Consider the following 19,794-nt stretch of genomic DNA (forward strand, 5'->3'; position numbering starts at 1 on the left):
GCCTTTCTCCCCCCTATAGCAGTAAAATTACAATAAGTAGCCCTGCTAGTACCCCTAAGCTCTTAATCATTTTTTCGTATTGCAGTTGTAAAGCTTTCGCTTCCTCTTCTTCTCTCTCCAAATGTGTAATACATAAGCGAATATGTTTTTGTTGTGATTCACGATCATGTTGCCCGAGCGTTTCACCAAATTGCTGCAGTATTTCATACTCGGTTTGTTGAAAAGCCGTCAACTTCCAATTCTCTTTCAAACTATCTATCCAAGCTTCCCTTACTGTTTGTTCTCCACTTTCTAGTTTTTTAGCGAAACTTTGAAATATCCAATTTAATGGCTTTGGCATTTGTTTAACTAATCGCTCGGCAGCCTCAGATAAAGGTGTGTGTCCATACATAATTTCTGCCTCTAATGATTGAAGTGCTGATTTTAATAACCTAAGTTGCCTCGGTCTCTCACTGTATCTTTTAGCGTACGAAAACCCGAAAAAGGTGCTGACCGCAACGATTAACACTGCACCAAATATTTTCACCATACGCCCTCAGCCTTTCTATTTGATAACACTGGTTTTCCATATTTATCTTTCACCTGCATAACCGTTCCTGGACCCCTCGCTTTTGACAACTCCACAAACCTATCAAATATACCAAGCTCTAGCACTGCCTTGAGCGATGGACGTCTCACAACATCCTCATAGGAAAATCCGTGTGCGCTTATAAAAAGCTGGACACCTGCATGCACTGCCTCCATAATTGCTTCACTATCTTCTTTACGGCCAATTTCATCTACGATCAAAATATCAGGACTCATAGAACGAATCATCATCATCATTCCTTCTGCCTTTGGACATGCGTCTAACACATCGACTCGGGTACCAAAATCATATTGCGGGATCCCTTTCACACAACCAGCAATTTCTGACCGTTCATCAACGATCCCCACTTTACAGGAAGGAATTTCCGAAGCACTTACCCCTTGACTCATGCAACGTGCTACATCTCTTAAGAGTGTCGTTTTTCCCGTTTGGGGAGGGCCAATTACCATCGTGTTTAACCACCTTTTTTCATACAAATATGGCAAAAGCGGTTCAGCAATCCCTATTTTTTGACGAGCAATACGAATATTAAAGGAAGAGACATCACGAATCATTTTCACTGCGCTTTTTTCTGTAATGACTTTTCCTGCTAACCCGATTCTATGCCCTCCGCGAAGCGTCACATACCCACGTTTTAATTCCTCTTCCATCGTATAAATTGAGAATTGACTTAACTTATTCAATAAGTAAATAGCATCCTCTGCAGTAGTGATATAGTCATAAAAAAACACCTTTCCGTGTGCAATACACTCTAGCGGCCTTCCAATTCGAACACGAATTTCCTCTAAAGCATCGTATTGCTTACATTCTTCAATTAAGTACTTCATCGTTTTTGGTAAAACTTCTAATACCTCTTTCATCGGCTTCTCCCCACTATACTCGACTTACTATTTCAGTAATGCGATAAAAATACAGCAAATTCCAAGCGCTAGAAAAAAGAGCTTCAAGAAAGAAATTTCACTTGCTACACTCGCTATCCCAATTGTCATTGTTAAAATTAATACGGTAGGTCCAACAAACGCCAACATACCATTTATAAACAACGCTTTCTTCGCATCATTCACATAAAGCATAAGCAAAGCAGCAAATATCTCCGCACTACCTGAAAATAATCGAAGTGCCCCCATAACAAGCACGGATGTTTCCATTGCCGCTAGCCACTGTTTCATTCTTCCACCTTCTCCCGTAACAGTTACTAACTTCGTATTCTAAAAAAGAATATATTTGTACAACCATATGCAGAGGTTGTCTATTTCAGAAGTAAAAACATAATTTTTCTCTAAAGTCTGAATTACAATCTGAATATTCATATTATTTCATGGTATATTATGGTACATTTAGTTTAAAAGAGGTTTAAACCATGCAGCACGTCACTTTATTACCACTAGATTTATGCTATACAAATGTGATTTTCGAGCTATCAAGTGATCCACATATAAAAAATGCATTGGGGATAACGGTAGAAAATATCGAAGACACGAAAACATTTCTTCTTTTCGCAATAGAAGAAGAGCGTCAAAAGAAATCCTTATCGAGAATGATTGTGAATGAAGAAAATGAAATAATTGGCCTCACCACACTTAAACATATTAATAATGAGAAAAAGCAATCTCACATTGGTAGTTGGCTCGGCTATCCGTACTGGGGAAAAGGCTATAACGAGGCTGCTAAAAAAGAAATCTTTAAAATCGCCTTTTTAGACTTACAACTTTCCTACGTATTTGCTGGTGCTAAAACGAATAATATCCGCTCTTTAAAAGCACAAGAAAAACTACCTTATATTTCATTGCATGTGGAAAACAAGTTTCCAGACGAACACGCTGCACTAGAGAAAGAAGTAAAGTCACCTTGCTCTCTGCATGTCGTGTCACGTGAAAATTTTTTAAACTGGTTGAAATTAAAGAATGAGGGGGAAAAATATGAAGGCATTGAAAGTTAGTTTAACCGTTGTAGTAGAATTAGCTCTTATTTATCTTTTTTCATTATTGGTCGGTTGGTCATTTATAGAGACCTTTTTCCTTGGTAGTTTAGCAATATTTGCAATTATGTGGTTAATTATTATGAGTAACCATAGAAATAACATTACAGATCACGCAATAAGTAAAACATTAACTGGCGTTGAGACTGGCGAAATAAAACCATTTCAAATTGTTTTGACTCCATCTATTATGGGTACTCTTTCACTTGTTTTAGTCAGTTTTATAATAACAGCTATTTACTATCTACCCTATTTCCTATAAAAAAAGCACTCGTGAATTATCACGAGTGCTTTTTTACTATGCACGAGAAACGTATTTACCTTCACCAGTGTTGATGATAAGCATTTCGCCTTCGTTAATGAAGATTGGTACTTGTACAACAAGACCAGTTTCTAATGTAGCTGGTTTTGTTACGTTAGAAGCAGTATCACCTTTAATACCAGGCTCTGTTTCTGTAACTTGTAATTCAACTGTGTTTGGAAGTTCAACACCAAGTACTTCGCCTTGGTAAGTCATGATTGCTACTTCCATGTTTTCTTTTAGGAATTTAAGCTCGCGCTCGATTTGTTTTTCACCAAGTTCGATTTGCTCATAAGTTCCGTTATCCATAAATACGTGAGCCTCACCGCTTGCGTATAAGTATTGCATACGACGGTTTTCGATGTGTGCTTTTTCTACTTTCTCACCTGCACGGAATGTTTTCTCTTGAACAGAACCTGTGCGAAGATTACGTAGTTTAGAACGAACGAATGCAGCACCTTTACCTGGCTTTACGTGTTGGAAATCAAGTACTTGCCAAAGGGCATTGTCCACTGAAATTGTTAAACCTGTACGAAAATCGTTTACTGAAATCATGTAAAAAAATCCTCCTGTGTATTACAAAATAATAAGTTCTTTTGGTGATTTCGTAATTACTTCATTACCTTCACTTGTCACAATGATATCATCTTCAATACGTACGCCGCCAATACCTGGAATATAAATACCTGGTTCTACTGTTACAGCCATACCTGGTTCAAGTACTGTATGAGAACGGAATGCTAAACCTGGTGCTTCATGGATTTCAAGACCTATTCCATGACCAGTAGAGTGTCCAAAGTATTCACCATATCCTTTTTCCGTTATGTAGTCACGCGTTAGCGCATCAGCCTCGCGACCTGTTAAACCAGCTTTAATACCGTTCACACCACGTAGTTGTGCTTCTAAAACGATATTATAAATTTCTTTTAATTTATCAGATGGTTCACCGACTGCAATCGTACGAGTAATATCAGAGCAATATCCTTTGTAATAAGCGCCGAAGTCTAATGTAACGAAATCTCCTGTTTCTATCACTTTTTCAGATGCCACGCCGTGCGGTAATGCCGAACGAAGACCTGAAGCAACGATAATATCAAACGAAGAAGATGTTGCTCCTTGTTTTCTCATGAAAAATTCAAGTTCATTTGACACTTCAATTTCAGATACTCCCGGGCGAATGAATGATAGAATATGCTCAAAGGCAGCATCTGCAATCTGTGCAGCTTCCTTTAATATCTTAATCTCTGAATCAGTCTTTATCAAGCGTAACTTTTCTACAAGTCCAGAAGTCGGGATAAATTCAGCATCAATCGCTTCCTTATGCACTGAATAAGAACTATATGTAAGAGTATCTTGCTCAAAACCAAGCTTTTGAATTCCAAGCTCTTTCACTTGCTTTGCCACTTCATCAATGATCAATCCTGCGTGCTGTACAACCTCATATCCAACCGCTTGTTTACTTGCCTGCTCGACGTAACGGAAATCTGTAATAAATTGAGCACGATCTTTTGAAATAAGAACAACGCCTGCTGTTCCTGTGAAGTTAGCCATATATCTACGACTATGTTCATTTGTTAACAAAATACCGTCAATACCAGCCTCATCAAATGCACTTCGTAATCTTTCAATTTTCTCCATTACTTTATGCCTCCCTCAATTTCTCCATTAATGCAAATAACGCTAACTTATAGCCATAAAAACCAAATCCTACAATTTGACCTGCACAAACAGCTGCCGTCACAGATTCATGACGGAACGATTCACGCTGATGAATGTTAGAAATATGTACTTCAATAACAGGAATCGAAATGCTCGCAATGGCATCACGAATCGCATAGCTATAATGCGTAAATGCTCCCGGATTTAAAATGATCCCTTCATATATATCTTCCGCTTCATGAATAATGTCGATAATGGCACCTTCATGATTCGATTGGAAACATTCTAACTCCACTCCCATTGTTTCTGCTTCTTGCTTCATATCTGCTTCAAGTGTCGTTAGCGTGCCCTTTCCATATACATTTACCTCACGAACACCGAGGCGATTTAGGTTAGGACCGTTTACGAGGAGTAACTTTTTCATATTCTTAAAACTCCTTAATATTAAATATCTATACAATATTTTAACATAGGAGTTACTTATTTGAATAGTTCGTCTTCTCTTACCCTTCTTGTTCTGCTTTATTGCTATTTACTGCGTAAGAAACAGAATATGCTATAAACACACCATACAATATAAAAATACATATTGTCGTCACAATTGTCTCTTTTGGTAAATGGAGCGCACTTTTAATAACAGGAGCCATTAAACCCATCCCCAGAAACAGTAGTGCCCACCAAAATAGCCCATAAATAATTCCCGCTATAATCCCTTCAAACTTTGCAAAAAATGCTTTATACAAAAAGGCAATTAAAATTGAAAGAAGTCCCATACACACTATTCCGAACACATTGCCCCATACACCCTCTTTCCAACTTCCAAACGCAAATGGTAAAAGGAAATAATTCGGGCCCGCCTCCGTGAATGAAAATATATGAAGGAAATACCATATCCCGCCCCAAAAGATTCCACCAAACAAACCAATCTGCACAAAATTCCTTGTTCCTAATTGTTCTTGACTCACATCGACACCTCCGCTCAATAGTATGCCCGAAACTATTTTGAAGCATGTTTAAATCCTGCGAAATTTGTCTATAAAAAGAATAAGAAATGTCCGACTCTCATAACATTTTCCCTTGTCATCTACTTGTATTTGCCGATAAAATAAAGGAAACTCGGTGATTGTCTTATTTCAAAACGACAGAACCCAGTATGACAATTGCCTCTTTTTCTACATAAGAGAGAAACAAATACAGGTTGGTGTTAACATGGCAGAAGAGTCAAAACAAATATATGGCGGGCAAGCGGTCATAGAAGGAGTTATGTTTGGCGGTAGAGAATATACTGTTACAGCGGTTCGTCGTAAAGATAAATCGATTGAATTTTATCGATTACCACGCGTTCGTAATAAAGTACTATCTACCCTAAAAAAAATTCCATTTTTACGAGGGATTGCCGCTATTGTGGATGCAAGTGCGAATGGAGCAAAACATTTAAACTTCGCTTCAGAACGATTTGACGTCCACCCAGAAGATGATGAACAAATTGCAAATAAAAAAGAAGAACAATCAAAATTAACGATGGTATTAGGAGTTGCAGCTGTTGGCGTTTTATCTTTTATATTCGGTAAAGTCATTTTCACAGCAGTTCCTGCACTATTAGCTGAATTAACAAGACCGATTTTCCCGTCTCATACTGGGCAAATCATTGTCGAAAGTGTCATTAAGCTCATGCTATTATTGAGCTATATATACTTTATTTCTTTAACCCCACTTATTAAGCGGGTATTTCAGTATCACGGTGCAGAGCATAAGGTAATCAATGCTTACGAGAATAACCTTCCTCTGACTGTAGAAAACGTTCAAAAGCAAACTCGTCTCCATTATAGATGTGGCAGTAGCTTTATTATATTTACAGTCATTATTGGAATGTTCGTTTATTTCCTAGTCCCTACAGATCCTCTTTGGGCACGAGTTATAAACCGAATTTTATTAATTCCAGTTGTACTTGGTATTTCTTTTGAAGTATTACAATTTACAAATCGATTACGAGATATTCCCGTATTACGCGTACTTGGATATCCTGGATTATGGCTACAACTATTAACAACGAAAGAACCAACAGATGATCAAGTGGAAGTAGCAATTGCATCGTTTGAAGAATTATTACGTTTAGAGAACAAACAATAATTATTTAAAAATGGTGTTCAACTCCTTTCCTCATCGTTAATATACTAATTTTAATATACGTTTTTAGGAGGTGTCCCTTATGAACGGTCGTTCGTTTACTTTCGCTATATTTGTGCTTATTATCGGATTGGCAATATTCGGCCTTGTTTCATCTGTTATTACAAATCCCATGGGTGTATTAAGAAATATCGGGTACATGTTACTTGTTGTTGGTATCTTTTACTTGCTATACAAGATGTTTACAAATTCCAATGGTTCTGCAAATTCACAAAGCTCATATAAGCGTGCGGCAAAACAATCGAACCGCAAACATGGGAAACAAAATGTAGCACCCCTAGGCAATTCTTTCTTTAAGTCAAATACTTCTAATGACAAAAGTAAAAAAGGGAATTCTTCCACTTTGAAACGAAAAAGAAAACAGTCTCATTTAACTGTCATTGAAGGCAAAAAAAGCAAAAAGAAAGACCGTGCTTCCTTTTAGGAAATACGGTCTTTTTTTATACTTTGAAGCACTTCTTTTAAACTTTTCTCTCTCATACTTTCAATTCGAAGATGATGATTTTCAAATGGTAAATTCCGTGTCACATCATTAGGTACCACAACGCACGTTAATCCCGCTGCAACTGCTGCTCTCAATCCATTTAATGAATCTTCAAATACAACAGCTTCAGACGGCTTAATTCCTAATTCTTCTATTGCAACTCGATAAAGAGCTGGATCTGGTTTTACCTTCTCAACATCTTCTCTCGTTTTAATTACTTCAAAATATTCTCGAATTTGTAGCTCTTCTAAAAAATGAATAACCCATTCTCTAGAAGAACTAGAGGCTAGTGCGATTTTTAATCCCATTTCTTTCGCTTCTTCTAAATATTCTTTTACCCCGTCACGAGCTTCTGGTATTCTCATTTTCTCTTTATGTAAAGTTGCCACTTTTTCTTTTAATGCACTTTTGTTAAACTTCTCTTTTAATTGATCATTTAAATATGTATAAAGTACCTCATCTGTTGTTCCAATGCATTTCGCAAATTCCTCTAAAGGTAGTTCCCCGCCGTATTCACGAACAGCATCTCTGAAAGAGTGAAACCATATCGTTTCTGTGTCCACAATTAATCCATCAAAATCAAAAATAATTGCTTTCATAATTCTCCCATCCTTTTCGAATTGAAATAAAAAAGGAAACGCCATACGTTCCCCTTAATTACTTTTCTCTTCATTTGCTCTTTGAACACCACGAAGTGTTTCCACTCGGACTGCATCTTGTTCAAAGTATTCCACTAAATCACCAATGCGATCAATTGCTTCCCAACTTAAATGATGTTCAATTCCTTCTACATCATTGTAAATTTTACTTTCATCCACACCGATAATACGCATAAATTGCTCTAGCAAGTCATGACGATATACGAGACGTTCTCCGATTTTTTTACCTTTTGTTGTTAATACAAGCCCTCTATATTTTTCATAAATTAGATATTCATCTTTGTCTAATTTTTGCACCATTTTTGTTACAGAGGATGGATGTACACTAAGCGCTTCAGCAATATCAGATACGCGGGCGTAACCCTTTTCATCAATCAACAAATAAATTTGTTCAATATAATCTTCCATACTAGGGGTAGGCATCGGTTTCCTCCATCCAAGTTCATTTTGCTTATTCCGTACGAAGCAATCAATAAAATGATACACCAGAAAGAATAACGTGACAAGTTGAAAACGAGCCTAAATATATAAAACAAAAAAGAATCTGTATTTGCATACAGACTCCCCTTAAGTAAAATATTGTATTTCTGCATTAGGAAAAAACTCATTTCTATAACCTCTTATCGTTTCTTTTAATACTGCTGCATCATCTTTTTTATATACATATTTTCCGATGGTTTCGGAAAACAATGCTGAATCAATTCAAACGTTAAATTTGGTATCGTCATATCTTTGTCGCTCAAATAGTTTACGGTATCCTTCTTCCCATTCTTCATGCATTTAAATTGGCGCAACTATAAAACCAAGTGGATATTCAAGTGCCTTTCGTTCAAAGTAAACGAGCTTTGGCATAAACGGTCTCATATAATTTTCGCCCTCTCGTTAGTATGGGGGACATTAAAGTTTTCCACCCCAGTAACTTGCATTGCAAGTTACTGAATGTTATAATTTGGATACCAGCTACCTTGCAACGCAAGTTACCTGAATAAAAGGTGGTGAAATCATGCACAGCCAAATGTTAAAAGGCGTGCTCGAAGGGTGCATCCTATACATCATTTCACAAGAAGAAGTGTACGGATATGAACTGAGTACAAAATTAAATAAACACGGATTTACATTTGTAAGCGAAGGAAGCATATATCCATTATTGTTACGTATGCAAAAAGAAAAATTGATTGAAGGAACATTAAAAGCTTCCTCACTCGGTCCAAAGCGAAAATATTATCACGTAACCGATAAAGGATTAGAACAGCTTGAAGAATTTAAACAAAGCTGGGGGATGGTTTCAACTACGGTAAATAACTTATTACAGGGGGAGTGATAGGGATGAATGCACAAGACATGATTGAATTGAATAATAAAAAACGTGAGCTTCTAACTTCCGAAAACGAAATTGCTTATGGTGATATGCTAGTATATCTTCGGTTATCTAATGTACCCGAACATCAAGTAGAAGAACTTTTGTTAGAAATATTAGATCATCTTATCGAAGCACAAGTAGAAAATAAAAATGCTTATGACATTTTTGGTGATGACTTACAATCTTATTGTGATGAACTTATATCAGCTTTACCAACCCAAACAAAGTTAGAAAAAACTTCTTTAATTGGATTTTCTGTTAGCTTACTTCTTGCTATACAGTTTGGCATAAATGCAATTATTTCTTTTTTTATGTTTCTCTTTGAAAAAAATAATACATTATCAAGTCCGCCTTTTAGCATCCTTGGAACTACTTTGTCTGTTTCAATAATTATACTAGGTATACTATTTATTTTATATTTATTAAAGCGTTACTCCTTTGATCAGAAAATGAATTGGAAAAGAAGAATTCTATTTGGATTCGCATTTGCTACTCCATTTTGTTCCGCTGTATTCTTAAATATTTATTTCCAAAAGCAACCTTATCTCATTTATCATCTAACCTTTTGGCAAAATGCTTTAATCGCTATCCTATTTTACGTTTTATATAAATTATTATATAAAAAATCAAATTTTTAACAGCCCTTCAAAAGGCTGTTTTTTCTTCTGTCTAATTTTACAAATTGAAAAATTTCATAAAGAAAATAAGAAAAATGCAAAATAATTAAAGTTAATTGTTGACGTGATGCTTTTATTATCGGTATCATAAATCTTCGTGAGCAATTATTTTTCGTTATACGATTTTTTTATTATTACTGAATTTTTGAGAGGAGAAATTAGATGTCAGTTAAGAAGAAAACGCAAGTACGCACCGGCAAAATGGTACGTGAACTAATGTTAGCAGACGAAGATGTAAATGCTTCGCTAATTATGGTATATAGTGAAAACGGTGTAAACGCAGAAATTAAAATCGAGGGCTTAACGCCGAAATGTAACGAAGAATTATTTTTGAGCGGAAACGTGGATTGGAACAAGAGTGTTATTTATAAAATTGTTGATTTCACTGGAAACGCTGAAGTTGGTAAAGTTACATTAACAGCGATGAACAAAAACAATGTTTCTCTAGAAATTGAACGCGTTATGTGGAGTAAAGAAAATAAAGAAGCTGCCGAGCAAGAAGAAACACAGGTAGAAGCAGCACCGAAAAAAGAAGTAGTTGTAGAAGCTCCAAAAGCAATTACGCCTGCTCCTAAGCCTGTTACGCGTGTGGAAACACCTGCTATGGCACCTAAGCCTACTCCGGTACCGACACCGAAGCCAGTAAGCGTAGAAGCAGCTGTAGAACTAGTTACTCCAGCGCCTGTGAAAAAAGCAGTCCCTACTCCAGTTACAAAGCAAGAGACAGCACCGGTTGCTCCTGCAAAACCGAAGCAGCCTGCTTTGACTGAAACAAATTCAAAACTACAAGAAAATTATGTTAAACTCGTGAAAAAGACAATTGAAGTTTGTCAAGATTACGAGCTTGGCATCGACATAGATGATTCTATTGAAAGCTTAAAAGAAGAACTACAAAGCCAAGGTATTAGCGTTACATTTGACAAAGAAATTATGGACGTTGTAAGTCGCCTTCGTTCTTTACAAGATAAAGGAATCAAAGTAGAAAAAGTACTTAATTTACTATAAAAAAATAAGAGGTGGCTATCGCCACCTCTTATTTTTTATAATTCCACTCATTACTTTCATACTTTTCTTTCGCTAACGTTTGAACTTCATGTAACTGTTCTTCTGTTAATTCATATGGAACAAGTTCTACATCCAATCCTTTTTCAAAGCCAACTTCAAACGCTTTAATTAACTGTTCTATCGTAAATGTACGGTCTGTTAATTCATTAATTGCTACTGCTTTAGAAGAGAACATACTCTTCATACGTTCCTTCACACGTTCATTTGGGAATAAAAATAGATCATATAGTTCATCTAAATCAATTTCTAATGGAATCGATCCATGCTGTAAAATAACACCTTTTTGACGTGTTTGAGCACTACCAGCAATTTTTCGTCCTTCCACTACAATTTCATACCAAGATGGTGCATCAAAACATACGCCTGAACGTGGATTTTTTAAATTTTCACGATCTGCTTCTGTTTTTGGAACTGCATAATATGCTTCTAACCCTAATGCCTTAAAACCATCTAATAAACCTTGCGAAATAACACGATACGCTTCTGTAACTGTTTTCGGCATATTCGGATGATCTTCAGACACAATAACACTATACGTTAGCTCTTTGTCATGTAGTACACCCCTGCCGCCTGTTTGACGACGAACGAATCCATATTTCTTTTCGTTAACTACATCCATATTAATATCTTTTTCAACACGTTGAAAATACCCAACTGTTAATGTTGGTACTTCCCATTCATAAAAACGAATTGTTGGTGGCATTTTCTTTTCACTTTGCCAATTTAATAAACATTCATCTAACGCCATATTAAATGCCGGTGAACATTGACCAGAGTTAATATAACACCATTTTTCTTTTCCCATCCTGCACCTCATATAACCAATTATTTTTCACATTCTCTAGTCTACCAAATTCGACAAAATTTGTGAAAGAATACGAAATTTCTTCTTATATGCAAATGAATCTGTTGCATAAATACATAAGGGCATTATAATATTGAAAGTAGGATAAGAAAAAAGGGAGCGATAGAATCGTGTCAACAACTTGGATTATTTTATTAGCCGTAATCGTAGCATTTATCGGCTACACTGTATGGATGTACTTCTATCAGAAAAAATTAATTAAAACTCTTACAGAAGAAGAATTTCGCGCTGGCTACCGTAAAGCACAGCTTATCGATATTCGTGAAGCAGACGAATATAACGCAGGGCATATTTTAGGTGCACGTAACATTCCGTTATCACAAATTCGCCTTCGCCATAAAGAACTTCGTCAAGATCAACCTGTTTACTTATATTGCCAAAGCGGATTCCGTACAGGTCGTGCAGCGCAATACTTAAAAAAACAAGGCTACAAAGATTTCTACCAATTACAAGGTGGATTTAAATCTTGGACAGGCAAAATTAAAAAGAAATAATAACATACAAAAAACTAGCTGAATAAATCAGCTAGTTTTTTCATTTCATCTTATTCGCAATGTATAATAAATTCTGCTTGATTACCTTTTCATCGTTCTCTTCTACATTCCGATACAGCAGTTGATATTCAATTCCTTTCTCTTTCCATATAAGCGTAGCAAATTCGTCACCACGTTCATAATCATCTTTATTTTTAAAATAAGCAGACGTTCCATTATTCAGTTTCATTTGTTCTTGAAATCGCTTCTCTTCCACAAGATCCGGAAAACTATAAGGAAAGTTCGCGACATTTAACTCAATATACTCATTTCTACCTGACTCCTTCTGTTTATATTTAATCGTTAAGACAGTGTTCTTTTTCCCAAGCGTTCTTACTTCCCCCTTCACATCACTTGTAATGTCGTACGGTAAAAACGTTGGAACTTTAAACTTCACCGGAAAATATTTTGGAAGTTCCTTTAGCGGAATAGGATCCGTAACACAATCCATAGCTCCTCCTGTTGTTCCCACAAAGTGTTTTTCTTCTTGCATCGTTTGCTGAAACGAACACGAACTAAGCATGAAACTAGAAAACACGAAACAAATGATTCTTTTTTTCAATTTGTTTCCGCCCTTTCATACCGCTCTCTTAACGAACGAAGCGTTGATATTCTCTTCATATTCGCTTTGTCACCAAACTCCACCTTTGAAAACTTTCCACGTTATTCTCACACATTTTGACAACACTTTTTGCAAACAAAAAAGACCCCTATCATTCTTACGCCCAAGTGAAAAGGTTACGCGAATAAAAAGAAGTCTTATTAATACCATAGTTTGTGAAAAGCTTTTCAGGTCAAGATTTTTTCTTTCTTATTATTTTCCCTTTATAATAAGGGAAAGAGGTGATACATATGGCCAATATAAAACAAATTGCTAAAACTGCTGGTGTATCGATATCAACTGTTTCTCGTGTCCTGAATAATCACCCTTACGTAAAAGAAGAAAAGCGTAAGCGTGTTCTAGATGCTGTTGAAGAATTAAACTACGCAAAAAATATAAATGCTGTCCATTTAATAAGAGGGAAAACATATACAATTGGCGTTATGCTTCCTTTCATTAACCTCCCCTACTTCAGTACGATTATTGAAGGAATCGGAAACGAAGCGTTAGCTGCCGGATATCACATTAATTTATGTCAAACGAATTACGATAGCATTGAAGAAATTCGTGTTCTTGAAATGATGAAAATGAAACAATTTGATGGGATGATTATTTGCTCCCGAACGAGCTCTTGGGAACAAATCGAACCTTTTGCAAAATTTGCCCCTATTATTTCATGTGAAAAAATGAAGCATCCCCTCATTTCATCCATCTACGTAGATCATTATGAAGGTTTCCGTCTCGGTACTGCCTATTTACTAAGTAGAGGCCATGAAAAAATCGGAATTTGTTTAGCAAGAAAAACAAGTGTAAATTCCATGGAGCGCGAAAAAGCGTTCGCCGATACACTTCGTAACGAAGGGAAAACGTTGCATCCTGAATGGATTTTCCACCAATGCTATACAATGCAGGACGGAGCACAAATACTCCATCATATTTTAAATATGAAAAATCGTCCAACTGCTATTTTCACAGCGAACGATCAAGTTGCAGCTGGTTTATTAACAGAGGCTCGAAAACATGGTATTCGAGTACCTGAAGACCTTGCTATCCTTGGATTTGATAATCATGAAATTTCAAAGGCATTAGAAATTTCCACAATTGAACATCCCGGTCTCGCAATGGGCTCACATGCTTTTTCTTTATTCCATAAGCAGATCCAAAGCGAGCAAATTGTCGGCAGTGCAAAAGAACTTTCATTCCATTTAATTGAGCGAGAGACTGTCTAAAAAGAGCGTTACCTATAATGCTCTTTTTCAGCTCTTCACCTATTGACATTATATTTTTCATCTCATATAATGAACCTAACGAACGGTAGGTAGGGGATGAAAATGACAGCAAACCGCATTAAAGCTGTAGCACTTTCTCATTTCGCACGCTACGGCTATGAAGGAACTTCATTGGCAAATATTGCTCAAGAAGTTGGGATTAAAAAACCATCGATTTACGCACACTTTAAAGGAAAAGAAGAGCTATATTTCATATGCTTAGAATCTGCTCTTCAAAAAGATTTGCAGAGCTTCACAGGCGATATCGAAAGCTTTTCCAATTCGTCCACTGAAGAATTGCTTTTAAAATTATTAAAAGGGTATGCAAAACGATTTGGTGAAAGTGAAGAATCAATGTTTTGGTTACGAACTTCTTATTTTCCGCCTGATGCATTTCGCGAACAAATTATTAATAAAGCAAATGTACACATTGAAAACGTCGGAAAACTTTTATTCCCTGTATTTAAAAGAGCAAGCGAACAAGATGAGCTGCATAACATTGAAGTAAAAGACGCCTTAGAGGCTTTTCTATGCTTACTCGACGGTCTTATGGTTGAACTATTATACGCAGGTTTAAATCGTTTTGAGACACGTTTAGACGCTTCTTGGAAAGTATTTTGGCGCGGACTTTCAAACTGACGGATTGCCCTTTGCAATGCGTCGTTTTTAAGCCCTTTACCTAACGACTGGTAGGAAGGAGAAATGACATATGGCATGGATTTATGTAATCATCGCTGGTATTATTGAAATCTTTTGGGTGATTGGACTAAAAAAAGCAGAGGCACCACTTGAATGGGCTGGTGTTGCTCTATTAATTACAATTAGTTTCGTCTTATTATTTAGAGCTTATAAAGATTTACCTGTCGGCACTGTATACGCAGTCTTTACAGGAATCGGAGCTGGTGGAATCGTTCTTACAGAGATTTTCATCTTCGGAGAACCTTTCTCTATCGTAAAAGTTTTATTAATCGGTTTAATCTTCTTCGGAGTAATTGGTTTAAAACGAGTAACAGAAGAAAAAGAAGCGAAGGAGGCCGCATAAAATGGCTTGGGTATTTTTAATTCTAGCTGGTATTTGTGAAATTATTGGTGTACTCTTTATGAAAGTAGCCACTGAAAAGAAAGGCTGGGCACCAAAAGTTATTTTAATCGCTAACTTCGGCGTAAGCTTCTTCTTCTTATCTCTTGCGATGAACACATTACCGATGGGAACTGCTTACGCAATTTGGACTGGAATCGGAACTGCTGGAAGTGCACTTCTAGGCATTCTCATTTTCCGAGAATCAGCGGATTGGCGTCGTCTTGCTTTCTTAAGCTGCATTTTATGCGGCGCTGTTGGCTTAAAACTATTAAGCTAACGTGAGGTGAATGTCATGTGGAAAGAACAAGGAAAGAAAATATTAGCATGGATCACACTTTGTATCGTCATTCTATTACAAATAAGTTTTCATATAATAGAATCATTGTTTCATAAAGTATTATCCATTCTCACATTCCTTCCTAACATGACACTTGAAATTATATCGATTGTTTGGTCCATTATCGCCTCCATTGCAATCGTCATTATATGGAGTATCGCCAAACTATGGAATAAGTTATTTAAAAAGGACAGTACTTCTGAAAAAGAGTAACTGTCCTTTTTTATATTCATTCAGACTTTCTGTAGAAGTTAGATGTGATAAGACAAAACAGACCAATTATAACAATACTTATACCAATTCCTTTATGCAAATTAGGAAACGGTGATGGTATGTCTGAATAAAAATTTGATAACAAAAGACCTATTGACAAAAATAATACTCCTATTTCAAATAACAATTTTCGTTTCCCCATTGTTCCCCCTCCAATTTTTTTCATACATTCCTTTCTTTTGGACATACTACCCAAAAAAAGGAGTGGATAATATGCAAAATTCTATACATAAGCAAATCCTATTTTTATTTTTCCTATTTCTTATTCTCATCATCGTTTTCAGCTTTATATTACATACTCCGAAAGATGTGCCAAATAGCGTTTCTTTTTATAAACTACTGCTCTCGTATTGTCGTTATTGAAGAAGGTGCCTTTTATAGGGCACCTTTTAAAATTCTCTCTTCTCATACAATTTCACTGAAACGAAGATAGATGCTATGAGCATACATATTGAACCAATGAATAACAAGGTATTATATAATTGAATTTGTTCCAAGTTGATTTGAAACAAAGTTTCTAAAATAACAATCGGCGCCATGAATATTACTATTGTAATAAGAATAGTTTTTTTATATCCTAACCAAAAAGATATTGGTAGAACAAAGCTTAAATACACTAAAATAAAGCTAATACTAGCAAGCAATGTCGTTTCAATAAATTCAAATAGGTTAATCCCATTCTTCATTCCCATCGTGAAACAGCTGACCGTTACACTTATAAAAAGAATAATAATTGCTACTATATATTTCGCATACACAATTTGTTTTCTCAATATTGGTAAACTATTTACTATAACTTCACTCTCATTTTTACTATCTGCTTCAAATGTTTTTACTGTTGCCCCAATTGTAATAATTACTGACATAATGATGAATAAATTTTCCGTATCTGTTAAGGCCATATAAAAGAAAACAGGATACAGTATGTACCAAATTAAAAATTTCCATTGAATGATGAAATCTTTTAAAATTAGTTGCTTGATCATGTATTACACCTCCTAATATGAAAATGTCCCTTCTATAACTCTGCCTCCTGAAACATTTTCATTGAGAGGAACATGGATACGAATATACTCACTAATACTCCGATACCAAGAACACCCATTGCTTGTGTAGCCTCTTGAGAGTGAGGTACTTTTAACATAATTGTTTTATCACCAAAAATATTGCACATAAGACCAATCATACCCATTAAAGGAAAAAGCATAATCAAATTCAAGACAGTAATAACTTTATATCCCCCAATGTAATTAGTCGGTATCGTTACTGCACAATAAATCAAAGTTGCTACTATTGCTGAAAATATTGCATATCCAGGCATAACTATATCTCTGTTCAATAAAATATTCCCTAATATTACGACTATAAAAGTTACACTCAAACCAGCCATAATAAATAATGTGCTTGAAATATATTTAGCTATAATTATCTCTTTTCTCGTTATAGGCAAACTCACTAATACTTTTTCTGCTTTACTTTTCTCGTCATAATAAAAAGAAATATATATAATCGTACTACATGTTATAAATACTCCTATTGCAATCCCCATTGGTTCGACGGAATTCTTAAAAATAGATAAAATAGGGATTAAAAAGTAGAAAGGAAACATCTTCTTCTGTAAAAAAAACTCCTTCAAAATCAACTGTTGCATATGAATTCTCCTCTCTATAAATCACGCGTTTCATAAATTTTAATTGTAAGAAGCATAGAAACGATATAGACACTAGCTAGTGTGATTAATCCAACTATAAATATGCCAAAATGTAATGGATTCATAATCCAATTAATGAATGATGCCGTAACACTTTCTCCGTCACCAATAAACATTCCAACAATAACACCTATTCCAGCGGCTCCACCTGTAAATATTCCACGTACTACTTTTGATTTTGTCCCATAATAACTCGGGAATAATGCTGTAATATAAACTAAAGAATATACAGCACCTCTGACTACTACATACCAAGGAATTTCAATATACAAATTGGGATGATAAGCTCCAATATCACCAATGACAGCGATACCTCTTATAAGAAAAACAACTAGCGTAGTAGAAATCATGCCACCTACAATAAATATTACACCCGAAATATATCTAGCAATAATGATATCCTTTCGTCCAACAGGTAAACTATTTATAATAACATCACTTTTATTTTTTTCATCCATCGCTATTAGTATCATAGAAGATGATATCGTTATGAGTAAGCAACTCATTGGAAATAACAATTCACCATCTGGATCTAATCCAAAGAAAACAAGAGGCATAATAAAATACACTAACCATATAACCCGAAAAAAGAACAAATCTTTATAGATTAGCTGACGCATAGGCACCTCTCCCTTTCGCAGTGTAAACGATAATGTCATCTAATGTAGGCTTTTCTAGTACAACCTCATTTCCAAACCAATCGATAATTCCTTGTTTATCCTTCGCTAAACCTTCAAAACCAAACTTACTTTTTCGTAATCCAACAAATAGTTCTTTTCCTTCTCGATCTAATAAATCATTACTTCCTTTTACGATTACGTAGTTCTCCATTAAGTCTTCTTTTTCACCAGTAAATATAATTTCTCCATCATTGATGAACGTAACATAATCTGCAATGCGCTCTAAATCTGTTGTAATGTGCGTTGAGAATAATACGGATACTTCATCTTCCATTACAATTTCTTGCAACATATCAAGTAATTCACTTCGAACAACTGGATCTAACCCTGCTGTCGGTTCGTCCATAATAATAAACTCTGCGTGGTGCGAAAGTGCGATTGCAATCGCAAATTTCATTTTCATTCCTTTTGATAATTCTTTAATTTTTTTATACTTTGGAACTTGTAATCTATGCATATACGATTGATACTGCTCTTCGTCCCACTTTTTATATAACGGTGCAATAATACGCTTCATTTGTTCACACGTTAAATCTTCGTAATAATGATTTTCATCATATACAAAGCCGATATTTTGTTTTATTTCCTTTTCAGCTTTCTTATTGTCCTTGCCAAAAATTTTTATATCTCCGTTATCTTTTTTAATTAAATTCATAATCATTTTGATCGTCGTACTTTTCCCGGCCCCATTCGGTCCGACAAACCCCATAATATATCCGCGTGGTAACGTAAAACTTATATTTTTCACTGCGAAACCTTCATAACTTTTACAAACGTTTTTTAACTCTAACATCTCTCTCATTCCCCCTTATATAAAAACGCAATCATCTGCTGTAATTCTTCAAGTGAAAGCTGCAACGCTTTACTTTCATTCACAATCTCTTCCGCTTTACTTTCCAATAGGCGAAGCCTTTGTTCTTTTAATAGTTCATTATTTTTACGTGAAACATAAGTCCCCTTCCCAGCAACAGTTTCTATATATCCTTCTTTTTCAAGCTCCTCGTATGCACGCTTCGTTGTAATGACACTAATTTGTAATTCCTTCGCTAAGCTACGAATAGACGGTAATTGATCTCCACCCTTTAAACCGCCATTTAAAATAAGCTGGCTTAATTGTTTTCTTATTTGCACATAAATAGGGTCTTGGGAAGAATTCGAAATAATAATATTCATGTTTTCCTCCAGTTTGTGTATATACTGTGTATACCTTATATATACAGTATATACACACCATCCTATTTTTGGCAAGAAAAAAAGACCAACATTTTCCTGTTGGTCTTTCGTATATGTATCACTTTTCAAAGCGATCTAACATCTCGTCTCTCATTCCGAAACTTACTACTGCAATTCCTATATACATAAACAGAAGGAATGCCGGATGAACTGTGTTGTACCAGCTGCTGTCAACGATTAAGTAAATCGTTAATGCCACAACAAGAACAAACGCTAAGATAAACATATAAAAGTGTCTTGTACTACCCATGAT

The 19,794-nt window shown here is 35.5% G+C and carries 31 protein-coding genes and 1 pseudogene; 13 read left to right on the forward strand and 19 right to left on the reverse strand.

What is annotated here, in order from left to right:
- Nucleotides 1-13: 13 nt before the first annotated feature.
- Genes spoIIIAB through DN407_RS20770 form a run of 3 tightly spaced genes read right to left on the reverse strand, consistent with a single transcriptional unit; the run spans nt 14 to nt 1,758 of the window.
- Nucleotides 14-529, reverse strand: coding sequence for a stage III sporulation protein SpoIIIAB (spoIIIAB, locus tag DN407_RS20760; RefSeq protein WP_000238702.1), 516 nt, complete (start codon nt 527-529; stop codon nt 14-16).
- A complete protein-coding gene (spoIIIAA, locus tag DN407_RS20765; protein ID WP_000665905.1) occupies nt 523-1,449 on the reverse strand; it encodes a stage III sporulation protein AA in 927 nt (308 codons plus the stop codon). Before spoIIIAA ends, spoIIIAB begins: the two co-directional genes overlap by 7 nt.
- Nucleotides 1,450-1,476: 27 nt before the next feature.
- The gene (locus DN407_RS20770) at nt 1,477-1,758 is read right to left on the reverse strand and encodes a YqhV family protein (protein WP_000816050.1); all 282 of its coding nucleotides are present in this window, start codon (nt 1,756-1,758) and stop codon (nt 1,477-1,479) included.
- Between the two features lie 191 nt (nt 1,759-1,949).
- On the opposite strand from DN407_RS20770, the gene DN407_RS20775 reads away from it, so the two are divergent.
- Both DN407_RS20775 and DN407_RS20780 read left to right on the forward strand, forming a co-directional pair.
- On the forward strand, nt 1,950-2,528 hold the full coding sequence (locus DN407_RS20775; protein WP_016118619.1) for a GNAT family N-acetyltransferase: 579 nt from the start codon (nt 1,950-1,952) through the stop codon (nt 2,526-2,528).
- Nucleotides 2,509-2,829: a hypothetical protein gene (locus tag DN407_RS20780; RefSeq protein WP_000645695.1), complete on the forward strand. Its 321-nt coding sequence runs from the start codon at nt 2,509-2,511 to the stop codon at nt 2,827-2,829. Before DN407_RS20775 ends, DN407_RS20780 begins: the two co-directional genes overlap by 20 nt.
- A 36-nt stretch (nt 2,830-2,865) precedes the next feature.
- Here DN407_RS20780 and efp read toward each other — a convergent pair whose 3' ends face one another.
- The 4 genes from efp to DN407_RS20800 all read right to left on the reverse strand — a co-directional run bounded on the left by efp (nt 2,866) and on the right by DN407_RS20800 (nt 5,492).
- Entirely contained in the window at nt 2,866-3,423 is a 558-nt protein-coding gene (gene efp, locus DN407_RS20785; RefSeq protein ID WP_000626516.1) for an elongation factor P, read from the reverse strand.
- 21 nt (nt 3,424-3,444) lie between these two features.
- Nucleotides 3,445-4,506: a Xaa-Pro dipeptidase gene (gene pepQ / locus DN407_RS20790; protein WP_000411041.1), complete on the reverse strand. Its 1,062-nt coding sequence runs from the start codon at nt 4,504-4,506 to the stop codon at nt 3,445-3,447.
- Nucleotides 4,507-4,510: 4 nt separating this feature from the next.
- Nucleotides 4,511-4,951, reverse strand: a complete 441-nt coding sequence (gene aroQ, locus DN407_RS20795) for a type II 3-dehydroquinate dehydratase (RefSeq protein ID WP_000735147.1) — start codon at nt 4,949-4,951, stop codon at nt 4,511-4,513.
- Nucleotides 4,952-5,030: 79 nt separating this feature from the next.
- A complete protein-coding gene (locus tag DN407_RS20800) occupies nt 5,031-5,492 on the reverse strand; it encodes a YqhR family membrane protein (RefSeq protein ID WP_000076880.1) in 462 nt (153 codons plus the stop codon).
- Nucleotides 5,493-5,736: 244 nt separating this feature from the next.
- Between DN407_RS20800 and DN407_RS20805 the strand changes: the two genes are divergently transcribed.
- Both DN407_RS20805 and DN407_RS20810 read left to right on the forward strand, forming a co-directional pair.
- Entirely contained in the window at nt 5,737-6,657 is a 921-nt protein-coding gene (locus tag DN407_RS20805) for a DUF1385 domain-containing protein (protein WP_000807121.1), read from the forward strand.
- Between the two features lie 79 nt (nt 6,658-6,736).
- Nucleotides 6,737-7,138 carry an SA1362 family protein gene (locus DN407_RS20810; RefSeq protein WP_149216614.1) on the forward strand — a complete coding sequence of 134 codons (402 nt, stop codon included), beginning with the start codon at nt 6,737-6,739 and terminating at the stop codon, nt 7,136-7,138.
- Here the strand turns inward: DN407_RS20810 and DN407_RS20815 are convergent.
- The 3 genes and pseudogenes from DN407_RS20815 to DN407_RS32210 form a co-directional block, all read right to left on the reverse strand.
- Nucleotides 7,135-7,797 carry an HAD family hydrolase gene (locus DN407_RS20815; RefSeq protein WP_025966333.1) on the reverse strand — a complete coding sequence of 221 codons (663 nt, stop codon included), beginning with the start codon at nt 7,795-7,797 and terminating at the stop codon, nt 7,135-7,137. The two genes, DN407_RS20810 and DN407_RS20815, sit on opposite strands and share 4 nt — an antisense overlap.
- 54 nt (nt 7,798-7,851) lie before the next feature.
- Nucleotides 7,852-8,280: a transcriptional regulator MntR gene (gene mntR, locus DN407_RS20820; protein WP_001143083.1), complete on the reverse strand. Its 429-nt coding sequence runs from the start codon at nt 8,278-8,280 to the stop codon at nt 7,852-7,854.
- Between the two features lie 144 nt (nt 8,281-8,424).
- A pseudogene (locus DN407_RS32210) lies at nt 8,425-8,670 on the reverse strand (spore photoproduct lyase family protein); the annotation flags it as partial.
- Nucleotides 8,671-8,860: 190 nt separating this feature from the next.
- On the opposite strand from DN407_RS32210, the gene DN407_RS20830 reads away from it, so the two are divergent.
- The 3 genes from DN407_RS20830 to DN407_RS20840 all read left to right on the forward strand — a co-directional run bounded on the left by DN407_RS20830 (nt 8,861) and on the right by DN407_RS20840 (nt 10,899).
- Entirely contained in the window at nt 8,861-9,178 is a 318-nt protein-coding gene (locus tag DN407_RS20830; RefSeq protein ID WP_000556083.1) for a PadR family transcriptional regulator, read from the forward strand.
- A gap of 5 nt (nt 9,179-9,183) precedes the next feature.
- Nucleotides 9,184-9,855 carry a DUF1129 family protein gene (locus DN407_RS20835; RefSeq protein ID WP_000993592.1) on the forward strand — a complete coding sequence of 224 codons (672 nt, stop codon included), beginning with the start codon at nt 9,184-9,186 and terminating at the stop codon, nt 9,853-9,855.
- Between the two features lie 201 nt (nt 9,856-10,056).
- Nucleotides 10,057-10,899 carry a hypothetical protein gene (locus DN407_RS20840; RefSeq protein WP_000111900.1) on the forward strand — a complete coding sequence of 281 codons (843 nt, stop codon included), beginning with the start codon at nt 10,057-10,059 and terminating at the stop codon, nt 10,897-10,899.
- A gap of 28 nt (nt 10,900-10,927) precedes the next feature.
- Here the strand turns inward: DN407_RS20840 and DN407_RS20845 are convergent, their stop codons facing one another.
- Nucleotides 10,928-11,764 carry a lipoate--protein ligase family protein gene (locus DN407_RS20845; RefSeq protein ID WP_000514081.1) on the reverse strand — a complete coding sequence of 279 codons (837 nt, stop codon included), beginning with the start codon at nt 11,762-11,764 and terminating at the stop codon, nt 10,928-10,930.
- 170 nt (nt 11,765-11,934) lie between these two features.
- On the opposite strand from DN407_RS20845, the gene DN407_RS20850 reads away from it, so the two are divergent.
- Nucleotides 11,935-12,318: a rhodanese-like domain-containing protein gene (locus DN407_RS20850; RefSeq protein ID WP_000108653.1), complete on the forward strand. Its 384-nt coding sequence runs from the start codon at nt 11,935-11,937 to the stop codon at nt 12,316-12,318.
- A 40-nt stretch (nt 12,319-12,358) separates the two neighbouring features.
- On the opposite strand, the gene DN407_RS20855 is transcribed toward DN407_RS20850, so the two are convergent.
- Nucleotides 12,359-12,895 (reverse strand): DNA polymerase III subunit delta, encoded by a 537-nt coding sequence (locus tag DN407_RS20855; RefSeq protein WP_118043310.1) that lies wholly within the window; start codon nt 12,893-12,895, stop codon nt 12,359-12,361.
- Nucleotides 12,896-13,209: 314 nt separating this feature from the next.
- Here DN407_RS20855 and DN407_RS20860 point away from each other — a divergent pair, with 314 nt between their 5' ends.
- The 5 genes from DN407_RS20860 (at nt 13,210) to DN407_RS20880 (ending at nt 15,857) form a co-directional block, all read left to right on the forward strand.
- A complete protein-coding gene (locus tag DN407_RS20860) occupies nt 13,210-14,187 on the forward strand; it encodes a LacI family DNA-binding transcriptional regulator (protein WP_001273979.1) in 978 nt (325 codons plus the stop codon).
- A 96-nt stretch (nt 14,188-14,283) separates the two neighbouring features.
- Nucleotides 14,284-14,865 carry a TetR/AcrR family transcriptional regulator gene (locus DN407_RS20865; RefSeq protein WP_002005730.1) on the forward strand — a complete coding sequence of 194 codons (582 nt, stop codon included), beginning with the start codon at nt 14,284-14,286 and terminating at the stop codon, nt 14,863-14,865.
- A 70-nt stretch (nt 14,866-14,935) separates the two neighbouring features.
- Complete coding sequence (locus DN407_RS20870) at nt 14,936-15,268, forward strand: DMT family transporter (protein ID WP_000312339.1); 333 nt, start codon at nt 14,936-14,938, stop codon at nt 15,266-15,268.
- Nucleotide 15,269: 1 nt separating this feature from the next.
- Nucleotides 15,270-15,584, forward strand: coding sequence for a DMT family transporter (locus DN407_RS20875; RefSeq protein ID WP_000312623.1), 315 nt, complete (start codon nt 15,270-15,272; stop codon nt 15,582-15,584).
- Between the two features lie 15 nt (nt 15,585-15,599).
- A complete protein-coding gene (locus DN407_RS20880; RefSeq protein WP_000265427.1) occupies nt 15,600-15,857 on the forward strand; it encodes a DUF3975 family protein in 258 nt (85 codons plus the stop codon).
- A gap of 16 nt (nt 15,858-15,873) precedes the next feature.
- On the opposite strand, the gene DN407_RS20885 is transcribed toward DN407_RS20880, so the two are convergent.
- The 7 genes from DN407_RS20885 to DN407_RS20915 all read right to left on the reverse strand — a co-directional run bounded on the left by DN407_RS20885 (nt 15,874) and on the right by DN407_RS20915 (nt 19,791).
- Nucleotides 15,874-16,059 (reverse strand): hypothetical protein, encoded by a 186-nt coding sequence (locus DN407_RS20885; RefSeq protein ID WP_000518066.1) that lies wholly within the window; start codon nt 16,057-16,059, stop codon nt 15,874-15,876.
- A gap of 247 nt (nt 16,060-16,306) precedes the next feature.
- Nucleotides 16,307-16,903: an ABC-2 transporter permease gene (locus tag DN407_RS20890; RefSeq protein ID WP_000595346.1), complete on the reverse strand. Its 597-nt coding sequence runs from the start codon at nt 16,901-16,903 to the stop codon at nt 16,307-16,309.
- A 32-nt stretch (nt 16,904-16,935) separates the two neighbouring features.
- Complete coding sequence (locus tag DN407_RS20895; protein ID WP_149216615.1) at nt 16,936-17,568, reverse strand: ABC-2 transporter permease; 633 nt, start codon at nt 17,566-17,568, stop codon at nt 16,936-16,938.
- Between the two features lie 14 nt (nt 17,569-17,582).
- The gene (locus DN407_RS20900) at nt 17,583-18,248 is read right to left on the reverse strand and encodes an ABC-2 transporter permease (protein ID WP_149216616.1); all 666 of its coding nucleotides are present in this window, start codon (nt 18,246-18,248) and stop codon (nt 17,583-17,585) included.
- On the reverse strand, nt 18,229-19,101 hold the full coding sequence (locus DN407_RS20905; protein WP_000891307.1) for an ABC transporter ATP-binding protein: 873 nt from the start codon (nt 19,099-19,101) through the stop codon (nt 18,229-18,231). The genes DN407_RS20900 and DN407_RS20905 overlap by 20 nt, the downstream gene beginning before the upstream one ends.
- Before the next feature lie 5 nt (nt 19,102-19,106).
- On the reverse strand, nt 19,107-19,481 hold the full coding sequence (locus tag DN407_RS20910) for a GntR family transcriptional regulator (RefSeq protein WP_001021353.1): 375 nt from the start codon (nt 19,479-19,481) through the stop codon (nt 19,107-19,109).
- Between the two features lie 118 nt (nt 19,482-19,599).
- On the reverse strand, nt 19,600-19,791 hold the full coding sequence (locus DN407_RS20915; protein WP_000535933.1) for a hypothetical protein: 192 nt from the start codon (nt 19,789-19,791) through the stop codon (nt 19,600-19,602).
- Nucleotides 19,792-19,794 lie beyond the last annotated feature (3 nt).

Origin of the sequence: Bacillus sp. JAS24-2, assembly GCF_008274905.1 — a bacterium.
In the GTDB taxonomy this organism is placed as follows: domain Bacteria; phylum Bacillota; class Bacilli; order Bacillales; family Bacillaceae_G; genus Bacillus_A; species Bacillus_A cereus.

Bases quoted from the DNA above. Each gene is read 5' to 3' on its own strand.
- spoIIIAB (WP_000238702.1), bottom strand. From the start codon at position 529: ATGGTGAAAATATTTGGTGCAGTGTTAATCGTTGCGGTCAGCACCTTT.
- spoIIIAA (WP_000665905.1), bottom strand. From the start codon at position 1,449: ATGAAAGAGGTATTAGAAGTTTTACCAAAAACGATGAAGTACTTAATT.
- DN407_RS20770 (WP_000816050.1), bottom strand. From the start codon at position 1,758: ATGAAACAGTGGCTAGCGGCAATGGAAACATCCGTGCTTGTTATGGGG.
- DN407_RS20775 (WP_016118619.1), top strand. From the start codon at position 1,950: ATGCAGCACGTCACTTTATTACCACTAGATTTATGCTATACAAATGTG.
- DN407_RS20780 (WP_000645695.1), top strand. From the start codon at position 2,509: ATGAAGGCATTGAAAGTTAGTTTAACCGTTGTAGTAGAATTAGCTCTT.
- efp (WP_000626516.1), bottom strand. From the start codon at position 3,423: ATGATTTCAGTAAACGATTTTCGTACAGGTTTAACAATTTCAGTGGAC.
- pepQ (WP_000411041.1), bottom strand. From the start codon at position 4,506: ATGGAGAAAATTGAAAGATTACGAAGTGCATTTGATGAGGCTGGTATT.
- aroQ (WP_000735147.1), bottom strand. From the start codon at position 4,951: ATGAAAAAGTTACTCCTCGTAAACGGTCCTAACCTAAATCGCCTCGGT.
- DN407_RS20805 (WP_000807121.1), top strand. From the start codon at position 5,737: ATGGCAGAAGAGTCAAAACAAATATATGGCGGGCAAGCGGTCATAGAA.
- DN407_RS20810 (WP_149216614.1), top strand. From the start codon at position 6,737: ATGAACGGTCGTTCGTTTACTTTCGCTATATTTGTGCTTATTATCGGA.
- DN407_RS20815 (WP_025966333.1), bottom strand. From the start codon at position 7,797: ATGAAAGCAATTATTTTTGATTTTGATGGATTAATTGTGGACACAGAA.
- mntR (WP_001143083.1), bottom strand. From the start codon at position 8,280: ATGCCTACCCCTAGTATGGAAGATTATATTGAACAAATTTATTTGTTG.
- DN407_RS20830 (WP_000556083.1), top strand. From the start codon at position 8,861: ATGCACAGCCAAATGTTAAAAGGCGTGCTCGAAGGGTGCATCCTATAC.
- DN407_RS20835 (WP_000993592.1), top strand. From the start codon at position 9,184: ATGAATGCACAAGACATGATTGAATTGAATAATAAAAAACGTGAGCTT.
- DN407_RS20840 (WP_000111900.1), top strand. From the start codon at position 10,057: ATGTCAGTTAAGAAGAAAACGCAAGTACGCACCGGCAAAATGGTACGT.
- DN407_RS20845 (WP_000514081.1), bottom strand. From the start codon at position 11,764: ATGGGAAAAGAAAAATGGTGTTATATTAACTCTGGTCAATGTTCACCG.
- DN407_RS20860 (WP_001273979.1), top strand. From the start codon at position 13,210: ATGGCCAATATAAAACAAATTGCTAAAACTGCTGGTGTATCGATATCA.
- DN407_RS20865 (WP_002005730.1), top strand. From the start codon at position 14,284: ATGAAAATGACAGCAAACCGCATTAAAGCTGTAGCACTTTCTCATTTC.
- DN407_RS20870 (WP_000312339.1), top strand. From the start codon at position 14,936: ATGGCATGGATTTATGTAATCATCGCTGGTATTATTGAAATCTTTTGG.
- DN407_RS20875 (WP_000312623.1), top strand. From the start codon at position 15,270: ATGGCTTGGGTATTTTTAATTCTAGCTGGTATTTGTGAAATTATTGGT.
- DN407_RS20880 (WP_000265427.1), top strand. From the start codon at position 15,600: ATGTGGAAAGAACAAGGAAAGAAAATATTAGCATGGATCACACTTTGT.
- DN407_RS20885 (WP_000518066.1), bottom strand. From the start codon at position 16,059: ATGGGGAAACGAAAATTGTTATTTGAAATAGGAGTATTATTTTTGTCA.
- DN407_RS20890 (WP_000595346.1), bottom strand. From the start codon at position 16,903: ATGATCAAGCAACTAATTTTAAAAGATTTCATCATTCAATGGAAATTT.
- DN407_RS20895 (WP_149216615.1), bottom strand. From the start codon at position 17,568: ATGCAACAGTTGATTTTGAAGGAGTTTTTTTTACAGAAGAAGATGTTT.
- DN407_RS20900 (WP_149216616.1), bottom strand. From the start codon at position 18,248: ATGCGTCAGCTAATCTATAAAGATTTGTTCTTTTTTCGGGTTATATGG.
- DN407_RS20905 (WP_000891307.1), bottom strand. From the start codon at position 19,101: ATGTTAGAGTTAAAAAACGTTTGTAAAAGTTATGAAGGTTTCGCAGTG.
- DN407_RS20910 (WP_001021353.1), bottom strand. From the start codon at position 19,481: ATGAATATTATTATTTCGAATTCTTCCCAAGACCCTATTTATGTGCAA.
- DN407_RS20915 (WP_000535933.1), bottom strand. From the start codon at position 19,791: ATGGGTAGTACAAGACACTTTTATATGTTTATCTTAGCGTTTGTTCTT.